Source organism: Streptomyces sp. NPDC020299 (assembly GCF_044387825.1).
GTDB lineage: Bacteria > Actinomycetota > Actinomycetes > Streptomycetales > Streptomycetaceae > Streptomyces.
Genome location: NZ_JBIRWL010000005.1, coordinates 200,190 through 217,368 on the forward strand (window position 1 = coordinate 200,190; position 17,179 = coordinate 217,368).

11 protein-coding genes and 2 pseudogenes are annotated in these 17,179 nt (G+C 70.8%); 10 read left to right on the forward strand and 3 right to left on the reverse strand.

What is annotated here, in order from left to right:
- The first annotated feature begins 77 nt into the window (after positions 1–77).
- The 7 genes and pseudogenes from ACH45E_RS15270 (at position 78) to ACH45E_RS15300 (ending at position 9,530) form a co-directional block, all read left to right on the forward strand.
- The gene (locus ACH45E_RS15270) at positions 78–1,547 is read left to right on the forward strand and encodes an aldehyde dehydrogenase family protein (protein ID WP_361438788.1); all 1,470 of its coding nucleotides are present in this window, start codon (positions 78–80) and stop codon (positions 1,545–1,547) included.
- Positions 1,548–1,566: 19 nt separating this feature from the next.
- Positions 1,567–2,658, forward strand: a complete 1,092-nt coding sequence (locus tag ACH45E_RS15275; RefSeq protein WP_361438786.1) for a glycine betaine/L-proline ABC transporter ATP-binding protein — start codon at positions 1,567–1,569, stop codon at positions 2,656–2,658.
- The gene (locus ACH45E_RS15280; protein WP_361438784.1) at positions 2,658–4,634 is read left to right on the forward strand and encodes an ABC transporter permease subunit; all 1,977 of its coding nucleotides are present in this window, start codon (positions 2,658–2,660) and stop codon (positions 4,632–4,634) included. Before ACH45E_RS15275 ends, ACH45E_RS15280 begins: the two co-directional genes overlap by 1 nt.
- Before the next feature lie 14 nt (positions 4,635–4,648).
- The gene (locus ACH45E_RS15285) at positions 4,649–5,614 is read left to right on the forward strand and encodes an ABC transporter substrate-binding protein (RefSeq protein WP_361438782.1); all 966 of its coding nucleotides are present in this window, start codon (positions 4,649–4,651) and stop codon (positions 5,612–5,614) included.
- 216 nt (positions 5,615–5,830) lie between these two features.
- Positions 5,831–8,269 (forward strand): FAD-dependent oxidoreductase, encoded by a 2,439-nt coding sequence (locus ACH45E_RS15290; protein WP_361438780.1) that lies wholly within the window; start codon positions 5,831–5,833, stop codon positions 8,267–8,269.
- 195 nt (positions 8,270–8,464) lie between these two features.
- A pseudogene (locus ACH45E_RS15295) lies at positions 8,465–9,055 on the forward strand (ferredoxin); the annotation flags it as partial.
- A 4-nt stretch (positions 9,056–9,059) separates the two neighbouring features.
- Positions 9,060–9,530, forward strand: coding sequence for a sarcosine oxidase subunit gamma family protein (locus ACH45E_RS15300; RefSeq protein ID WP_361438778.1), 471 nt, complete (start codon positions 9,060–9,062; stop codon positions 9,528–9,530).
- Between the two features lie 52 nt (positions 9,531–9,582).
- On the opposite strand, the pseudogene purU reads toward ACH45E_RS15300, so the two are convergent.
- Together purU and ACH45E_RS15310 are read right to left on the reverse strand one after the other, a co-directional pair.
- Positions 9,583–10,454 (reverse strand): annotated as a pseudogene (purU, locus tag ACH45E_RS15305) (formyltetrahydrofolate deformylase).
- Positions 10,455–10,567: 113 nt separating this feature from the next.
- Positions 10,568–10,918: a hypothetical protein gene (locus ACH45E_RS15310; RefSeq protein WP_361438776.1), complete on the reverse strand. Its 351-nt coding sequence runs from the start codon at positions 10,916–10,918 to the stop codon at positions 10,568–10,570.
- A 95-nt stretch (positions 10,919–11,013) separates the two neighbouring features.
- Between ACH45E_RS15310 and ACH45E_RS15315 the strand changes: the two genes are divergently transcribed.
- On the forward strand, positions 11,014–11,586 hold the full coding sequence (locus ACH45E_RS15315) for a hypothetical protein (protein ID WP_361438774.1): 573 nt from the start codon (positions 11,014–11,016) through the stop codon (positions 11,584–11,586).
- A gap of 64 nt (positions 11,587–11,650) precedes the next feature.
- On the opposite strand, the gene ACH45E_RS15320 is transcribed toward ACH45E_RS15315, so the two are convergent.
- On the reverse strand, positions 11,651–12,517 hold the full coding sequence (locus ACH45E_RS15320) for an NmrA/HSCARG family protein (protein WP_361438772.1): 867 nt from the start codon (positions 12,515–12,517) through the stop codon (positions 11,651–11,653).
- A 254-nt stretch (positions 12,518–12,771) separates the two neighbouring features.
- Here ACH45E_RS15320 and ACH45E_RS15325 point away from each other — a divergent pair, with 254 nt between their 5' ends.
- Positions 12,772–15,528 (forward strand): phosphoenolpyruvate synthase, encoded by a 2,757-nt coding sequence (locus ACH45E_RS15325; RefSeq protein WP_361438770.1) that lies wholly within the window; start codon positions 12,772–12,774, stop codon positions 15,526–15,528.
- Positions 15,525–17,177, forward strand: a complete 1,653-nt coding sequence (locus ACH45E_RS15330) for a hypothetical protein (RefSeq protein ID WP_361438768.1) — start codon at positions 15,525–15,527, stop codon at positions 17,175–17,177. Before ACH45E_RS15325 ends, ACH45E_RS15330 begins: the two co-directional genes overlap by 4 nt.
- Positions 17,178–17,179: the final 2 nt, after the last annotated feature.

Here is a 17,179-nt window from a genome sequence, read left to right on the forward strand (position 1 = left end):
GCCCATTCCGCAAGTGTGTTCCACCACAAGCAATCCAGTGCATAATGCGCAACGAATTCGCTTCGAAGGGCGCGGCCGTGGCAGATCTGTACGTGGACGGACAATGGCGCCCCGCGGCGGCCGGAGGCCACCGGGAGATCCGCTGTCCGGCGGACGGCACGCTCGTCGCGACGGTCTCGGAGGCCACCCGCCCCGACACCGAGGCGGCCATCGCCGCGGCCCGGCGGGCCTTCGACGACGGCCCCTGGCCGCGCACCCCCGAGCGCGAACGCGGCGCGACTCTGCTGCGCACCGCCGACATCCTGGAACGCGACGCCAAGGAGTTCGCCCGCGCCGAGTCCCTCGACACCGGCAAACGTCTGGTGGAGAGCGAGTACGACATCGCCGACGTCGTCTCCTGCCTCCGCTACTACGGCGGCATCGCCGGCACCAGCGCCGGCCGGGTGATCGACACCGGCCGCGACGACGCGCTCAGCCGGGTCAGTTACGAACCCGTAGGCGTCTGCGGACTGATCACCCCCTGGAACTACCCGCTGCTGCAGGCCTCGTGGAAGGTCGCCCCGGCGCTCCTCGCGGGCAACACCGTCGTCCTCAAGCCCAGCGAGCTCACGCCCTCCACCTCGATCCTGCTGATGAAGGCCCTCGAGGAGGCGGGGCTCCCGGCCGGCGCCGCCAATCTCGTGCTGGGCGCCGGAGCCGAGGCGGGCGCGCCGCTGGCCGAGCACCCGGCCGTCGACATGGTCTCGTTCACCGGAGGCCTTCAGACCGGGCGGCGCATCATGGCCACCGCCGCCGCGACGGTGAAGAAGGTCGCGCTGGAACTCGGCGGCAAGAACCCGAACGTGGTCTTCGCCGACGCCGACTTCGAGACCGCCGTCGACTTCGCGCTCACCGCCGTCTTCCTGCACTCCGGGCAGGTCTGCTCGGCCGGCGCCCGGCTGGTCGTCGAGGACCGTCTCCACGACGCCTTCGTCGACGAGATCGTCCGCCGCGCCCGGCTGATCCGCCTCGGCGGCCCCTTCGACCCGGAGGCCGAGACCGGTGCGCTGGTCTCCGGACAGCACCGGGAGAAGGTCGAGGCGTACGTCGCGGCCGGACTCGCGGAGGGCGCCGTACTGCGCTGCGGCGGTGCGCGCCCCGACGACCCCGCGCTGGGATCCGGCTTCTACTACCTGCCCACCGTCCTCGACGAGTGCCGGCAGGACATGCGCGTGGTGCACGAGGAGTCCTTCGGCCCCGTGCTCACCGTCGAGCGCTTCCAGGACGAGGACGATGCCGTCCGCATCGCCAACGACACGGAGTACGGACTCGCCGGAGCCGTCTGGACGCAGGACGCGGGCAAGGCCCAGCGGGTGGCGCGCGGGCTGCGCCACGGCACCGTGTGGATCAACGACTACCACCCCTATGTGCCGCAAGCGGAATGGGGTGGTTTCGGGCGCTCGGGCGTGGGCCGCGAGCTGGGGCCGAGCGGCCTTGACGAGTACCGGGAGCCCAAGCATGTCTGGCAGAACATCCAACCCCGGCCGCAGCGCTGGTTCCGCGGCTGAACGCCGAAAAGAGGTCACGATGACCCCAGCACAGACCGAGGTGTCGCAGCGGCGCGACACGTCCCAGGACCCCCAGGACCGCACCCCGGTCATCTCCGTGCGCCGGCTGTGGAAGGTGTTCGGGCCGAAGGCCGGCGAGGTGCCGGGCTCCGAGGAGCTGTGCGGGCTCACCCGCCGCGAGCTCATGGACCGCACCGGGTGCACCGCCGCCGTACGGGACGTGAACTTCGAGGTGTCCCCCGGCGAGGTCTTCGTAGTCATGGGGCTGTCCGGCTCCGGCAAGTCCACCCTGGTGCGATGTCTGACCCGGCTGATCGAACCCACCGCCGGGGAGATCGTCTTCGAGGGCGAGGACATCCGCGGCGCCGACCCCGGACGACTGCGTGAGATGCGGCGCAGCAAGTTCTCCATGGTCTTCCAGCACTTCGGTCTGCTTCCGCACCGCAGGGTCGTCGACAACGTGGCGTTCGGCCTGGAGATCCGGGGCATGGGCAAGGCCGAGCGCACCAGGCGCGCGCTGGAGGTCGTCGAACTGGTGGGCCTGGCCGGATACGAGAACTCCTACCCCGACCAGCTCTCCGGTGGCATGCAGCAGCGCGTCGGTCTCGCCCGCGCCCTCGCCGGCGACCCCGACATCCTCTTCTTCGACGAGCCGTTCTCCGCGCTCGACCCGCTGATCCGACGCGACATGCAGAGCGAGGTCATCCGCCTGCACCACGAGGTCGGCAAGACCATGGTGTTCATCACCCATGATCTCTCCGAGGCGCTGAAGCTGGGCGACCGCATCCTGATCATGCGCGACGGCAAGATGGTCCAGTGCGGCACCGGCGACGAACTGGTCGGCGCCCCCGCCGACGACTACGTACGGGACTTCGTCAAGGACGTGCCCCGCGGCGACGTACTCACCCTGCGGTGGATCATGCGCCCCGCGCAGCCCGAGGACGCCCTCGACGGACCCGAGTTCGGTCCGGACGTCGTGGTGCGCGAGGCCACCCGGGCGGTGCTCGCCGCCGAGAAGCCGGTCAAGGTCGTCGAGAACGGCAAACTGCTCGGCATCGTCGGCGACGAGGAGATCCTCTCCGTGGTCGCAGGTCAGGACGGCGGTGCGTGATGGCCGCGGTAGCCGACGCGACCACGGCGGTCGCGCCCCTGCGTAAGAAGATCAGCAGACCCATGGTGGTCGCGGCGATCCTGGTCGGCTGGCTGGTGCTGTTCGCCGTGCTGCGCGGCCGGCAGACCCTGACCCTCGCGGCCGCCGACCTGACCGGCCTGCACCGCTGGCTGAACGACGTCAACGACTCGATCGGCGCCAACCGCAACTCCAACCCGGTCTTCGTGTACGGCTTCAACGAGATCCGACTGGTCATCGACAACCTGGTGACCTTCGTCCAGTCCTTGATCTCCCAGCCCTCCGACGGCCGCCCGGTCCCACAGATCGGCTGGCTCGGCGTCGTCGGGCTCACCGGCTATGTGTCGTGGGCCGTGGGCAACTGGCGGGTGGCCCTGCTGGCGGTGGCGGGCTTCACCTTCTTCGGGCTGCAGGGTCTGTGGCAGGAGAGCATGGACACGCTGGCGCTGACCCTGTCGGCGGTCCTCGTGGCCCTGCTCATCGGCATCCCGCTCGGGGTGTGGGCCGGTCTGTCCGACCGGTTCAACCGGATCATGACGCCGTTCCTGGACTTCATGCAGACCATGCCGACCTTCGTCTACCTCGCCCCGCTGACCCTGATCTTCCTCATCGGAGGGGCCTCCGCGGTGATCACCACGGTGATCTACGCGGCGCCGCCGGCGATCCGTATCACCGCGCACGCCATCCGCTCCGTGCCCGCGACCACCGTCGAGGCGGCGGACTCGATGGGCACGACAAGGGCGCAGCAGCTGCTGAAGGTGCTGCTGCCGATGTCGAAGCGGACCGTGGTCATGGGCGTCAACCAGACCATCATGGCCGCCCTGGCCATGGTGACCATCGCCGCCCTGATCGACGCGCCCGGCCTCGGCAAGACCGTCGTACAGGCGCTGCAGTCGCTCGACGTCGGCACGGCCTTCAACGCCGGTCTCGCGATCGTCGTCATGGCCATCGTGCTGGACCGGGTCACCACGGCCGCGAGCGTGCGGGAGGAAGCGGCCCGGCGAGCCGGCCACCGCTTCACCGCCTGGCGGCGGCCGCTGCTGATCGCGGGCGGGGTCGCCGCGGCGGTCCTGGTGTACCTGTCGCACACCTACGTCTGGGCGGCCGAGTTCCCCGGCCAGGGCACGGTGGGCAGCCACATCGCGAGCGCCGCCGACACCACGACCACCTGGTTGCAGGACCATCTGTCGGGCCTGACCAACGCCTTCAGGAACGCGATCAGCTACGGCCTGCTCAACCCGTTCCAGACACTGCTCACCGACTCCCCGTGGTGGCTGGTCGGCGCGGTCCTGGCCGGGCTCGGCGCGGCGCTCGGCGGCTGGCGTGCCGCGGTGATCGCCGGCGTCTGCGTCGGGCTGCTCGTCGGTACGGGGGTCTGGTCGGACGCCATGACGACCCTGGCCTCGACCGTGGTGGCGACGGCACTGGTGATGCTGCTGGGTGTCGTCTTCGGCGTGTGGATGGGCCGCAGCGCGCTGGTGGACCGGCTGATCCGGCCCACCCTGGACGCCGCGCAGGTCATGCCGCCGTTCGTCTACCTCGTGCCGTTCCTCGCGCTCTTCGGTGCCACCCGCTTCACCGCCATCGTCGCCGCCGTGGTGTACGGGGCGCCCGTCGCGGTCAAGATCATCGCGGACGGTGTGCGGAACGTGCCCGAGACCACCGTGGAGGCGGCCATGTCCGCCGGCTGCAACACCTGGCAGATCATCACCAAGGTCCAGCTGCCGATGGCACGCAGCGCCCTGACGCTCGCGACCAACCAGGGTCTGATCTACGTGCTGTCGATGGTTGTTGTGGGCGGCCTGGTGGGGGCCGGCGCCCTCGGCTACGACGTCGTGGCCGGCTTCTCTCAGGTAGAGCTGTACGGCAAGGGGCTGGCGGCAGGACTCGCCATCGTACTGCTCGGAGTCATGTTCGACCGGATCACTCAGGCTGCGGCGCGCCGCACCAGGGCATAAAGGAGCGCGACACGATGGCAAGACACTGGCGGACCGGCGCGGCGGGCGTGGCCGTCCTCGGCCTCACCCTCACCGCCTGCGGCGGGGCGAAGGTCGGCGACAGCTCCTCCGCGGGCGGCTCGGGGAGCTCGGGCAAGTGCGGCACGTTCAACCTGGCCGTCAACCCCTGGGTGGGCTACGAGGCGGACGCGGCGGTCGTCGCGTACGTGGCGCAGAACGACCTCCACTGCACGGTCAACAAGAAGGACCTGAAGGAACAGATCGCCTGGCAGGGCTTCGGCACCGGCGAGGTCGACGCCGTCCTGGAGAACTGGGGCCACGACGACCTGAAGAAGAAGTACATCACCCAGCAGAAGACCGCCGTGGAGGCCGGCCAGACCGGCAACAAGGGCGCCATCGGCTGGTTCGTGCCGCCGTGGCTGGCCAAGGCGCACCCGGACATCACCGACTGGAAGAACCTCGACAAGTACGCCGGCCAATTCAAGACCTCCGAGTCGGGCGGCAAGGGCCAGCTGCTGGACGGCGACCCGTCGTACGTCACCAACGACGCGGCGCTGGTGAAGAACCTGAAGCTGAACTTCAAGGTGGTGTACGCGGGCAGTGAGACCGCGCTCATCCAGTCCTTCCGCACGGCTGAGAAGAAGAAGCAGTGGATGATCGGCTACTTCTACGAGCCGCAGTGGTTCCTGTCCGAGGTGCCGCTGGTGAAGGTGAACCTGCCCAAGTACACGACGGGCTGCGACGCCGACGCGGCGAAGGTCGCCTGCGACTACCCCGTCTACAACCTGGACAAGATCGTCAGCGCGAAGTTCGCCAAGTCCGGCAGCCCGGCGTACGACCTGGTGAAGAAGTTCAACTGGACCAACGACGACCAGAACACCGTGGCCAAGTACATCGCGGTGGACAAGATGTCGGACGAGGCGGCGGCCAAGAAGTGGGTGGACGCCAACCGCGCCAAGGTCGACGCCTGGATCAAGTAGCCCTGGATCACGGTCGGACGGACATGCCCGGCGGGCGGTGCGCACAGGTGCGCGCCGCCCGCCGGGCATTGCCGTGTCCGGGCTGCGTTTCCCGCCGTTTTCCGACGTCACGGACCCCTTGACACCTCTCCTCGGCGGCAGGCACATTGAGTTGCGCAACCTGAATCAAGTTGCGCAGACAGCAACTGAACCGGTTTCGAGTTCGGAGGTTGGGCGATGGCGGGACCCCGAGTGGTCATCATCGGAGCGGGCGTCGTGGGAGCGGCCCTCGCGGACGAGATCTCCGCACGCGGCTGGACCGAAGTGACCGTGGTCGACCAGGGCCCCCTCCCGGCCACCGGGGGCTCGAGCTCGCACGCCCCGGGCCTGGTCTTCCAGACGAACCCCTCGAAGACGATGACGGAGCTGGCCCGCTACACCGTCGAGAAGTTCTGCTCCCTCGACGTCGACGGCAAGCCCTGCTTCCTCCAGGTCGGCGGCCTCGAGGTGGCGACCAGCCCCGAGCGCCTGACCGAACTGCACCGGCGCCACGGCTGGATCACCGCCTGGGGCATCGAGGCGCGGCTGCTCACCCCCGACGAGTGCGTCGAGCGGCACCCGCTGGTCGACCGCGAGAAGGTCCTCGGCGGTCTCCTCGTCCCCACCGACGGCCTGGCCAAGGCCGTGCTCGCCGTCGAGGCGCAGATCCGCCGGGCCACCGAGCGCGGCGTGACCTTCCTGGCCCGGCACGAGGTGCTCGACGTCCTCCAGAGCGAGGGCGAGATCACCGGCGTCCGCACCGACCAGGGCGAGCTCCCCGCCGACATCGTCGTGTGCTGCGCCGGCATCTGGGGCCCGAGGATCGCCCGCATGGCCGGGATGAACCTCCCGCTCACCCCGCTCGCCCACCAACTGGCCTGGACCGGCCCGGTACCGGCCCTCGCCGGCCAGACGGAGGAGGCCGTCCGCCCGATCCTGCGCCACCAGGACGCCGACCTGTACTACCGCGACCGCTTCGACGGCCTCGGCATCGGCTACTACGGGCACCGCCCGATGCCGATCTCCGCCGACGACATCCTCTCCTTCGACGAGGCCGAGGAGATGCCGTCCGTCCTGAAGTTCACCGAGGAGGACTTCGAGGACGCCTGGACCGAGACGCGGTCCCTGCTCCCTGCCACCAGGGAGGCGAAGATCGAGGAGGGCATCAACGGCCTGTTCTCCTTCACGACCGACGGCTACCCGCTGCTCGGCGAGTCCCCGGACGTCAAGGGCTTCTGGGTCGCCGAGGCCGTCTGGGTCACCCACTCCGCGGGCGTCGGGCGGGCCATGGCCGAGTGGCTGGTCGACGGCCACTGTTCCTCGTTCGACCTGCACGAATGCGACGTCAACCGCTTCGAGCCGCACCAGCTCTCCCCGGAGTACGTCCTGGCCCGCGACTGCCAGAACTTCGCCGAGGTCTACGACATCCTCCACCCCCTCCAGCCGTCCGGGAAGCCGCGCCCGATCCGCACCAGCCCCTTCCACCGCCGCCAGCAGGAACACGGCGCGTTCTTCCTGGAGGCGAACGGCTGGGAGCGCCCCCAGTGGTACGAGGCCAACGCGGCGCTGGTCGAAGGCCGGAACATCCCCACCCCCAACGACTGGGCCGCACGCTACTGGTCGCCCATCGTCGGCGCCGAGGCCCAGGCCACCCGCGAGACCGTCGCGATGTACGACATGACGGCCCTCAAGCGCCTCGAAGTCAGCGGCCCCGGTGCCGGCGCCTTCCTGGAGCGGCTGTGCACCGGCAAGGTCGCCAAGTCCGTCGGCTCGGTGACGTACACCCTGCTCCTGGACCACGATGGCGGCATCCGCAGCGACATCACCGTCGCCCGCCTGGCCCGCGACCTCTTCCAGGTCGGCGCCAACGGCAACCTGGACCTCGACTGGTTCGGCCGCCACCTCCCCGCCGACGGCACCGTCCAGGTCCGCGACATCACCGCCGGTACCTGCTGCGTCGGCCTGTGGGGCCCGCTCGCCCGCGAGGTCCTGCAGCCCCTGACCGACGCGGACTTCTCCGGCGACGGTCTGAAGTACTTCCGCGCCAAGCGCGCCCACATCGGCAGCGTCCCGGTCACCGCGATGCGCCTGTCGTACGTCGGCGAGCTCGGCTGGGAGCTGTACACCACCGCCGACCTGGGCGAGAAGCTGTGGGACACCCTCTGGGCGGCGGCCGAGCCGCTCGGCGGCGTCATCGCAGGCCGCGGCGCTTTCAACAGCCTCCGCCTGGAGAAGGGCTACCGCTCCTTCGGCACCGACATGACCTACGAGCACGACCCCTACGAGGCCGGAGTCGGCTTCGCCGTCAAGCCCGACAAGGGCGACTTCATCGGCAAGGAGGCGCTGGAGCGGCGCAGGGCCGGCGTACGGCGCACGCTGAGCTGCCTCACCATCGACGACCCGCGGGCCGTCGTCATGGGCAAGGAACCGGTCTACGACGGCGACCGCGCCGTCGGCCACGTCACCAGCGCCGCCTACGGCTACACCATCGGCAAGGGCATCGCCTACGCCTGGCTGCCCTCGGAACTGGCCGTCCCCGGCACCACCGTGCACATCGGCTACTTCGACCGGCGCGTCGAGGCGGTCGTCGCCGAAGAGCCCCTGTTCGACCCGACCATGTCCCGCCTCCGTGGCTAGGGCCTGCCCGGCGGATCATGCCGCAGACGCGGGGCTTGGCACGCCCATCTGCGGCGTTGTCGTCACTCGCCGACGCTCCGCGTCGACTCCCTCCTCCGCCTTGCAGCTGGACGCACCAGAACGCGCTCAACACCCCCTTGGCGGAGCTGGATCCCGAGGTCCACGCCGCGCTCCGCGCCGAACTGCACCGTCAGCGAATCCGGCGGCAGCCTCCTCGGCACCGGCGAACTCCTCGACTGGGTGGAGTCGACGCGCGCGCGGCTCGAAGCCGCCCCTGAGGTCCGCGTTCTGCGCCGCACCACCGTCTTCGGCCTCTACGACGACGACCACCTCCTCGCCGTCGAGCGCCGCACCAACCACCTCGGCGCCCAGGCCCCGGAACACGTCTCCCGCGAACGGGTCTGACGGATCCGCGCCAGGCGCGTGGTCCTGGCGACCGGCGCCCACGAACGCCCGCCGGCGTTCGGGGACAACGACCGCCCCGGCGTGATGCTCGCCGCCTCGGCCCGGGCGTACCTGCGCCGGTACGCCGTTCTGCCGGGCCGGCACGAGGTCGTGTTCACCACCGACGACAGCGCCCATGCCGCCGCGCTCGACCTGGCGGCGGCGGGCGTGGACGTCAGGGCGATCGTCGACACCCGGCCCGAGCCGGGCGGGTGGGCCGAGCGCGCCAGGTCCGCCGGTATCGACGTACTGGCCGGGCACGCGGTCACCGGCACGTCGGGCGGCGACCGCCTCACCTCGGTGACCGTCGCCCCGTACCAAGGCACCGCCGAGGGAGCCCGCCGTGATGGCCGACACCGCCCCGACCACACGGCAGCACAGCCCCCTGGCGCAAGCAGCCGACCGCCTGGCCGCCGCGACCCGCTCCTCCGGGGGCGCGGTCCGCCTGGCCGGACTTCCCTTCCTGACCCAGGTGAACGTCCGCCTCGACGCCAAGAGCCCGGCGGCCGACGCCATGGGCCTCGCCCTGGGACTCCAGCTCCCGCCGCAACCCGACACCGTCGTACGAGCCGGGAACCGCACCGTGTTGTGGCTCGGCCCCCACGAATGGCTGGTGGCGGGACCGTCCGGCATCGAGCGGGACCTGGAGGGCCGGATCCGCGCGGCGGCCGGGGACGAACCCGTCTCCGTCACCGACGTCTGCGCCCAGACGACGCCGGCCCGCACCCAGGTCGTCCTGGTCGCCCGCGAGGAGACCAGGGCCGGTTTCCGGGTACTGGTGCGCTCGTCCTTCGCCGGCTACCTGGCGGACTGGTGAGGAACCGGCGCGGGGCAGCGCCCCGCTTCCGCGCGGCCTCGTCGCCCGCCGCTCAGCGGAAGACGACCGTGCAGTTGCCGTTGACCAGCACACGGCACTCGCTGTGCCACTGCACGGCGCGGGCGAGTACCTGGGCCTCGACGTCGCGGCCCAGGGTGACCAGCTCGTCCGGGGCGTGCGAGTGGCTCACGCGGACGACGTCCTGTTCGATGATCGGGCCTTCGTCGAGGTCGGGCGTGACGTAGTGCGCCGTGGCCCCGACGAGTTTGACGCCGCGCCGGTGCGCCTGGACGTACGGCCGGGCCCCCTTGAAGCTGGGCAGGAAGGAGTGGTGGATGTTGATGGCCCGGCCCTCGAGCTGTTTGCACAGGTCGTCGGAGAGGATCTGCATGTACCGGGCGAGTACCACGAGGTCGACGTCGAGCTCGTCGACGAGGCGCAGCAGCCGGGCCTCCGCCTCCGCCTTGGTCTGGGGTGTCACCGGGATGTGGTGGAAGGGGATGCCGTAGTTCTGCGCAGTGACTCGAACTCGCGGTGGTTGGAGACGATCGCCGGGATCTCGATGTTCAGCGCGCCGGTGGACTTGCGGAAGAGCAGGTCGTTCAGGCAGTGACCGAACTTCGACACCATGATCAGCGTCCGGGTCGGGGTCGACGCGTCGTGCAGCTGCCAGGTGATCCGGTACGCCTCGGCGACCGGGCCGAAGCCGGTACGCAGCTCCTCCAGTGAGACGCCCCGATCCGTGACATCGAAGTGCATCCGCATGAAGAAGCGGTCCTGCAGCCGGTCGTCGAACTGCTGGCTCTCCAGGATGTTGCCGGAGTGGCTGACGAGAAAGGCGGTCACGGCATGGACGAGCCCGGCCCGGTCAGGGCACGACAGCGTGAGGACGAACTCGCGGCCGGGCTGCGGTCGTGGAGACATGACACCCTCCCTCTGCGCGCGATGCGCAACAGTGTGAGTGATACGCAACATGAGTGATGCGCAACATGGTCCAGGGTGGGTGACCGCCTGGTCAAGGGGTGGTGCCGACGAACTCAGAGCCAGCGCTGTGCCGCTTCGACGCTGTCCCCGCCACTGGTGTTGAACGCGATGGCGGCCTGCGGCGCGTGGCGGCGGACGAGGTTCACGAGCTGCTCGAACAGCGGGAGCAACTGCTCCGCCTTGCGGATCCCGCCGCCGATGACGACCACGTCCCACGGACGCTCGGTCAATGACGCGATGAGCGTGGACTCGGCCGATTCGTCGAACACGAGCAGCGTCATGGCCGCGTCGATGCCGTGCTCGCCGAACCGGGCCAGCTCCGTCTCGAGGGCCGCGCGGAGGGCTGCTCCGTCGACTCCGGGTATCGCCAGCGGGTCGTAACCGACAACAAGTACGCAGGACATGGCGCCAACCTACCGATACTCCCCGTACAACCAAACCCCTGCCGTGGCCGTCTAGGAGGCGCCGAACTGATCGTCAAGTCCCGCTTGGAGGAAACATGCGCAAGGTGTCGCGCGGAGCGTTACTCGCCGCTACCGCGATGCTGGGCCTGTCCATGGCCGTGACGGCTCCGACCGCGTTCGCCGACGCGAGCGGCGGCACGGCCGCCGCCTGTGCGACCGGCTGGGGCAGCCAGCCGAAGACGGCGACGGAGGAAGCACCCGCGCTCCTGCCGAACATCAGGACGGGCAGCCACGACTGCTACGACCGCATCGTCTTCGACATCCCCGCCGGGAGCACCAGTCGGCTCGGCTACACCGTCCAGTACGTCGACGCCTTCTACCAGGACGGCAGCGGAGACCCGATCCCGGTGTCCGGCGGCGCGATCCTGGAGATCCGCGTCGACGCGGCCTCGTACGACACGGAGCACCACACGACGACCTACCCGGGCAAGGGCAAGCAGCCGCTCCCCGGCGTGGACCTGACGGGCTACAAGACCTTCCGGGACGCCAAGTTCGGGGCCAGCTTCGAAGGCCAGAGCCAGGTCGGTCTGGGTGTGCGCGCCCGCCTGCCGTTCAAGGTGACCCAGCTGTCCGACAAGCTCGTGGTGGATGTCGCCCATTCCTGGTGAGGCGGCCCGACGGCCCACGTCGGCAGGCTCAGCCACGCGCCGTACGGCCGGCGGCGCGTGGCGCTCACAGGAGGCCGGCCCAGTCCTGGGCGACGGCCCAGTCGGTGAAATCGTGCCAGCCGATTTCGGGGTAGTCACGGCGCAGCCCGGCGACGTCGACGTCGACGTCGAGGCCGACGGTCGTGAAGTACTCGAACATGGCCGCCAGGTCCGCCGATCGAGTCCGGACATGGGCCAGGGGCACCTCTTGGTGGGTTACCGGGCGCCCCGTGGCGGCCGCGAGGATCTCCGCAATCTGGCCGGGGGTGCGCGCGTCGGAGGCGATGTCGATGCGGCGGCCGGTGAACTCGTCACGGCGCTGGAGGACCAGCGCGGCGAACGCGCCGATGTCGGAGGCGGGGATGAGGGCGAGCGGCCGGCCGGCGGGCATGGGCCAGCCGAAGGTGCCTTCGCGTAGCCCGTCGAGGGTCCAGCCGCCCGCGTAGTTGTCCATGAACGCCGCCGGACCGATCACCGTCCAGGGCACCTCGGCCGCACGCAGGTGCTGCTCGATCACGTGCTTGCTCTCGTAGTGCGGGACGCCGGTGCCCCGGTCGGCGTGGGCGGCGGAGGTGAACACGATGTGCCCGAGACGGGCCTCGGCTGCGGTGTCGACGAGGGTCCTGCCGTGCCGGACTTCGGTGGCGGTGTCGGTGCCGAACGGGGTGGTGACCGCGAAGAGGGAGTCCGCCCCGGTCAGGGCGGCCTTCAGGGAGGGGCGGTCGTCGAAGTCGGCGTGGCACACCTCGGCGCCGAGGTCGCGCAGGGCGTCGGCGGCGGGTGAGTCGGGACGGCGGGTGAGCGCGCGCACCCGGTGACCGGCTGCCAGCAAGGCGCGGGCGGTGGCCCAGCCCTGGGCTCCGGTGGCTCCGGTGACGGCGACGGTGAGCATGAGTTCTCCATCAGGTGTTGGTGATCAGGTGCGATCTATCGATGCGTGACGCAGTAGCTGCGTCACGCAGGAAGAGTAGCAGGAGATTGCTGCGTCGCGCAGTGATCGTCGCGCTCAGGACGTAATTGAAAGCGCCACCACGACCGAAAAGCACCCATGGCAGGGCCGCAGGGTGTTTCGACCGGCCGCACTGTGAAACATTCGGGCGAGATCGAGCAACACCGGTTGAGTTACGCCCTTGAAAAGGAAACGAGTTGTCGCTCTCCACGAGATCGGGGCGCCGGTCCTTACCTGTCCTCACACCGGCCAGTGAAAAATCCAAGATCGCCGAATGGGCCGGGGGAAAAGGGAAGAACCTCCACGCCCTGAGCATGTCCGGCTTTCACATACCGAGCTGGTCGATCCTCGGCCTGGATGTCTTCGGGGAATTCTGTCGTGGCAGTGGACTGGACGAACACCTGGCACGGCTGTTCGCCGACGGCCGGCCGTCGCATGCCCGGCAGGTCGCCGACGAGATCGCCCGTCTGATCGAGTCCGCGCCGCTGGGCGAGCGCGTCACCGAGGCCATCGCCCTGGCCTACCGGCAGGCCGGTGGCGGTGCGGTCGCCGTCCGCTCGTCCGGTGCGGAGGAGGACGGCGTGCGGCACTCCTTCGCCGGCCAGTTCGACACCTTCCTCAACGTCCGCGGCCTCGACGAGGTCGCCTCCCGGGTCCGCCGCTGCTGGGCCTCCGGATTCTCCGAGCGCTCCCTTCGCTACCGGGCGCGGCACGGGCTGCCGGTCGACACCGATGGGGTCGCCGTGATCGTGCAGCGCATGGTGCCCGCCGAGCGCAGCGGTGTGCTGTTCACCGCCGACCCGGCGACCGGTCGTACCGACCGCCATGTGGTCAGCGCCGTCCACGGGTTGGGGGAGGGGCTCGTCTCCGGCGCGGTCGACGCGGACACCGTCGTCCTGGACGCCGCCACCGGCGAGCCGCTGACCACGGTGGTCGGTGACAAGCAGGAGCGCTACGACGCCGGAACCGGACCCGGCTGCCAGGTGTCACCCGTCGCCGACGAGGACCGCGCCACGCTGTCCCTGACGGCCGCCGACCTGGCCCGGCTGCACGAGACCGGCGTCCGCGTCACCGCCCACCAAGGAGGCACTCCTCAGGACATCGAGTGGGCCGTCGCCGACGGCACCCTGTGGATCCTCCAGAGCCGCCCGGTCACCGCCCTCGCTCCCACTGAGGAGCCCGGGGGCGAGCTGCGCATCTGGGACAACTCCAACATCGTGGAGAGCTTCAGCGGTGTCGTGTCCCCGCTGACCTACAGCTTCGCCGCCGACACCTACGCCAAGGTGTACGACGGCTACGCCCGCGCCCTGGGCGTCCGCGGCGAGCAACTGCGCGAGGTGCGGGAGTGGACCCCGCATCTGCTCGGCCATGTCCACGGGCGGGTCTACTACAACCTGTTCCACTGGTACCGCATGGTGCGCCTGGCCCCGCTGTACCGGCTCAACCGGCGCGTTCTCGAGAAGTGCCTCGGCGTCGCGGAAAGCATCTCCGACGAGATCGCCGACACCCTCCATCCATTCACGCCACAATCCGGGCTGCGCGGACGGCTTTCGCGCCTGACCCGAACCACGGTCTTCGTGAGGAGATTCCTCACGACACGGAAATGTGTGGAGACCTTCCACAGGGATTTCTACCGGGCGTACGCCGTCTTCAACAATGTCGATTACGATGCGCTGCCCGGTGACGAAACCTACCGCCGCTTTCGCCGGCTGCAGCGCGAACTCATCGAGAAATGGGGCCCGATGCAGGTCCTTGACGCGACGGTCCTGCTCTCCGTGGGACTACTGGCCCTGCTCACCCGCAGCTGGCTCCCGGCCGCACCGGAGTGGTTCACCTGGGCCGCGGCCGCACCCGGCGGCGCCGTGGAGTCCGCGGAACCGGTGTGGGCGCTGCGCGAACTGGCAGCGCTGGCACGCGCCGACACCGAGGTCCTGCGACTGCTGGAACGCACCCCCGACTCCGGGGCCTACCAGGCACTCCGCGACGCCGGCCACACCCGGTTCCTGGCCGCGGTCGACACGTACATCGCCGACTACGGCTACCGCAGCCCCGACGAACTCAAGCTCGAGGTCCCCGACCTGCGTGAGAACCCGGCTGGACTGTTCACCCTGCTGCGCGACGCCCTGCCGGCCACCGCGGACGCCGGCGCGCCGGACCACGGCGGCGACGCCGACGCCTACCTCGACGAGCATCTGCGCGGCCCGCGCCGCCTGCTGTACGAGCGCGTGCGGGGCAAGGCCCGGGCGGCCCTCGCCGACCGGGAACGCCTGCGGTTCTGCCGCACCCGCGCCTTCGGGGCGGCCAAACGCATGCTGCGCGCCCTGGGCCTCGATCTGGCCCGGGCCGGTGCCATCGACGCCCGGGACGACATCTTCATGCTGCGCCTGGAAGAGATCACAGGCGCCTACGAGGGCATGATCGCCCACACCGAACTGCGGCACCTGGTCGCGCTGCGCCGCGGCCAACTGGCCGCCGACACCGCCCTGCACGCCCCGTCCCGCTTCACCACCCGCGGCGCCCCGTACTGGTCGGGCAACCTGGAGAGGGCCGGCTGGACGAACGCTCCGGCCGCCCCGAGCGGAGCCCGCGAACTGCGCGGCACCCCCTGCTGCCCCGGCGTCGTCGAGGGGCCGGCCGTGGTCACCGACGCCCCGCACGACATCGGCGGCGGCATCCTGGTCACCTACCGCACCGACCCCGGCTGGGTCGCCGCCCTGTCCTCGGCCGCCGCGCTCGTCATCGAACGCGGCAGCCCGCTCACCCATGTCGCCGTCGTGGCACGAGAGCTGGGCATCCCGACCGTGGTCCAGGTGAAGGACGTCACCACGGAGATCCGCAGCGGCACCCGGCTGCGCGTCGACGGCACCGCCGGAACGGTCACCGTACTCGCCGACCCGCCCGGCGAGGGCCCGGCCGCCGCCCGGCACACCCCCCGAACGGAGACACACCCGTGATACTCACCGAGGACCGACTTCAGGACCTGCTGGACAAGTCCCTCGCCGAACTGCCCCACGGCACCGAGTGGGCCGTGACCCTCGAAGGCTCCATCGCGGAGGGGTTCGGCAATCCCTCCTCCGACATCGACTTCCTGCTCGTCGCCCGCCGCGAGGACGACCTGCCGGCCATGCCGTCGCTGCTCTTCGTGGACGGCCGGCGGGTGGAGATCCGTACCCAGTCGGTGCGCCAACTCACCGACCGGTTACGCGCGGTGGAGGAGGGGGCCGCGCGGCCCGGCCGGCTCTCCGAGGACCTCCTCAACCGCTGCCAGCGGCTGCTGCACAGCCACCCGCTGCGTGGCCACGCCCTGATCGAGGAGGTGAGGGCGATGCTGCCCGTGGAGCGGTTCCGCCGGATCACCGCCGACTGGTGGGCGCACCGGGCCCGGCAGTCCCTGCGGCACGCGATGGCGCTGCTGTGCCTCGGCGAGAGCGACGAGGCGGTCGACTGGACCCGCGCCGGGCTCGTCCAGACCGTCAAGTCCTGGGCGGCCGGCCTGGGCGAGACCTACCTCGAACCCAAGTGGCTGTCCCTGCAACTGGACCGGGCCGGCCAGGCGGACGTACGCGACCGCTACTGGGAGCTGACGGCCACCGACCCCGCTCCCGGCGACACCGACGCCGCCCACGCCCACCTGACCGCCTGCCTCGCCTTCGCCGAGGAAGTCGGTCTCACCGGCGTCCCCCTGCGGGCCGAGCGGCTCACCGTCGAACGCGTGGCCGGGGTGACCACCTGGCAGACCGGCGACCGCGTCCACGTCATCCGCGGCCGGCGCGAGGTGTTCGCCCTCGGCGAGGACGCCGGCGCCGTCTGGCGCTCCCTCGTCCTCGGCCGGCCACTGCCCCGGGTGCTGGCCGCGGCCGCGGACACCGGCGTCACCGACCCCGGCCCGCCGCTGGCCGCCTTCCTGCGCTACGGGCTGGTCCGCCTCGCCTGGAAGGGCGGGGGCACCGTCACCCCCTCGCTGCCGCTCGCCGCCCCACCCGGACCCGTCACCCCGCCGCCCTCCACCGTACAGCCGCTGCTGTCGGTGCGCGGTGCCGCCGTCGGCGGACCCGGCGCCGTGGACCTCATGCCGCTGCCCGCCGACCGGTTCGCCGCCGCGGCCATGGCCCTGGTGTGGTCCAACGTGGTCGTCGAGAACGCCGTCGAGGATCTGACCGGCGCCCTGCGACGCGGCCAGTGGCGCGTCGCCGAACTCACCGCGCGTCGCGCCGTACACGCCGCTCTGCGCGGGCTGTTCAGCGCCCACGGGGTCCATCCGCTGCCCGCCGACCCCGACCTCGTACGCCGCTTCGACCTGCTGCCGCCCGCCACCGGGCCGGTCGGGGAGCGCGCCGGCGAACTGCTGCGGCGCACCGTCGACTCGGCGCGGCACGGCGACACCCTGCTCGCGGAACTGCGCGCCTACATCGGCCAGGTCCGCGACACCGCGGGCGCCGGCTCCTTCCCGCTCTCCTTCGACTCCGCGGACACCTGGCGGGCCACCCTCCGGATCGGCCACGACTGGCTGCGCATCGGCGCCCACCTCGACGCGGAACTGCCCATCGAAGAGGCCCGCGACCTGCTGGCCGCCAACGGCGCCCAGCCCCACCAAGCCCTGTGACG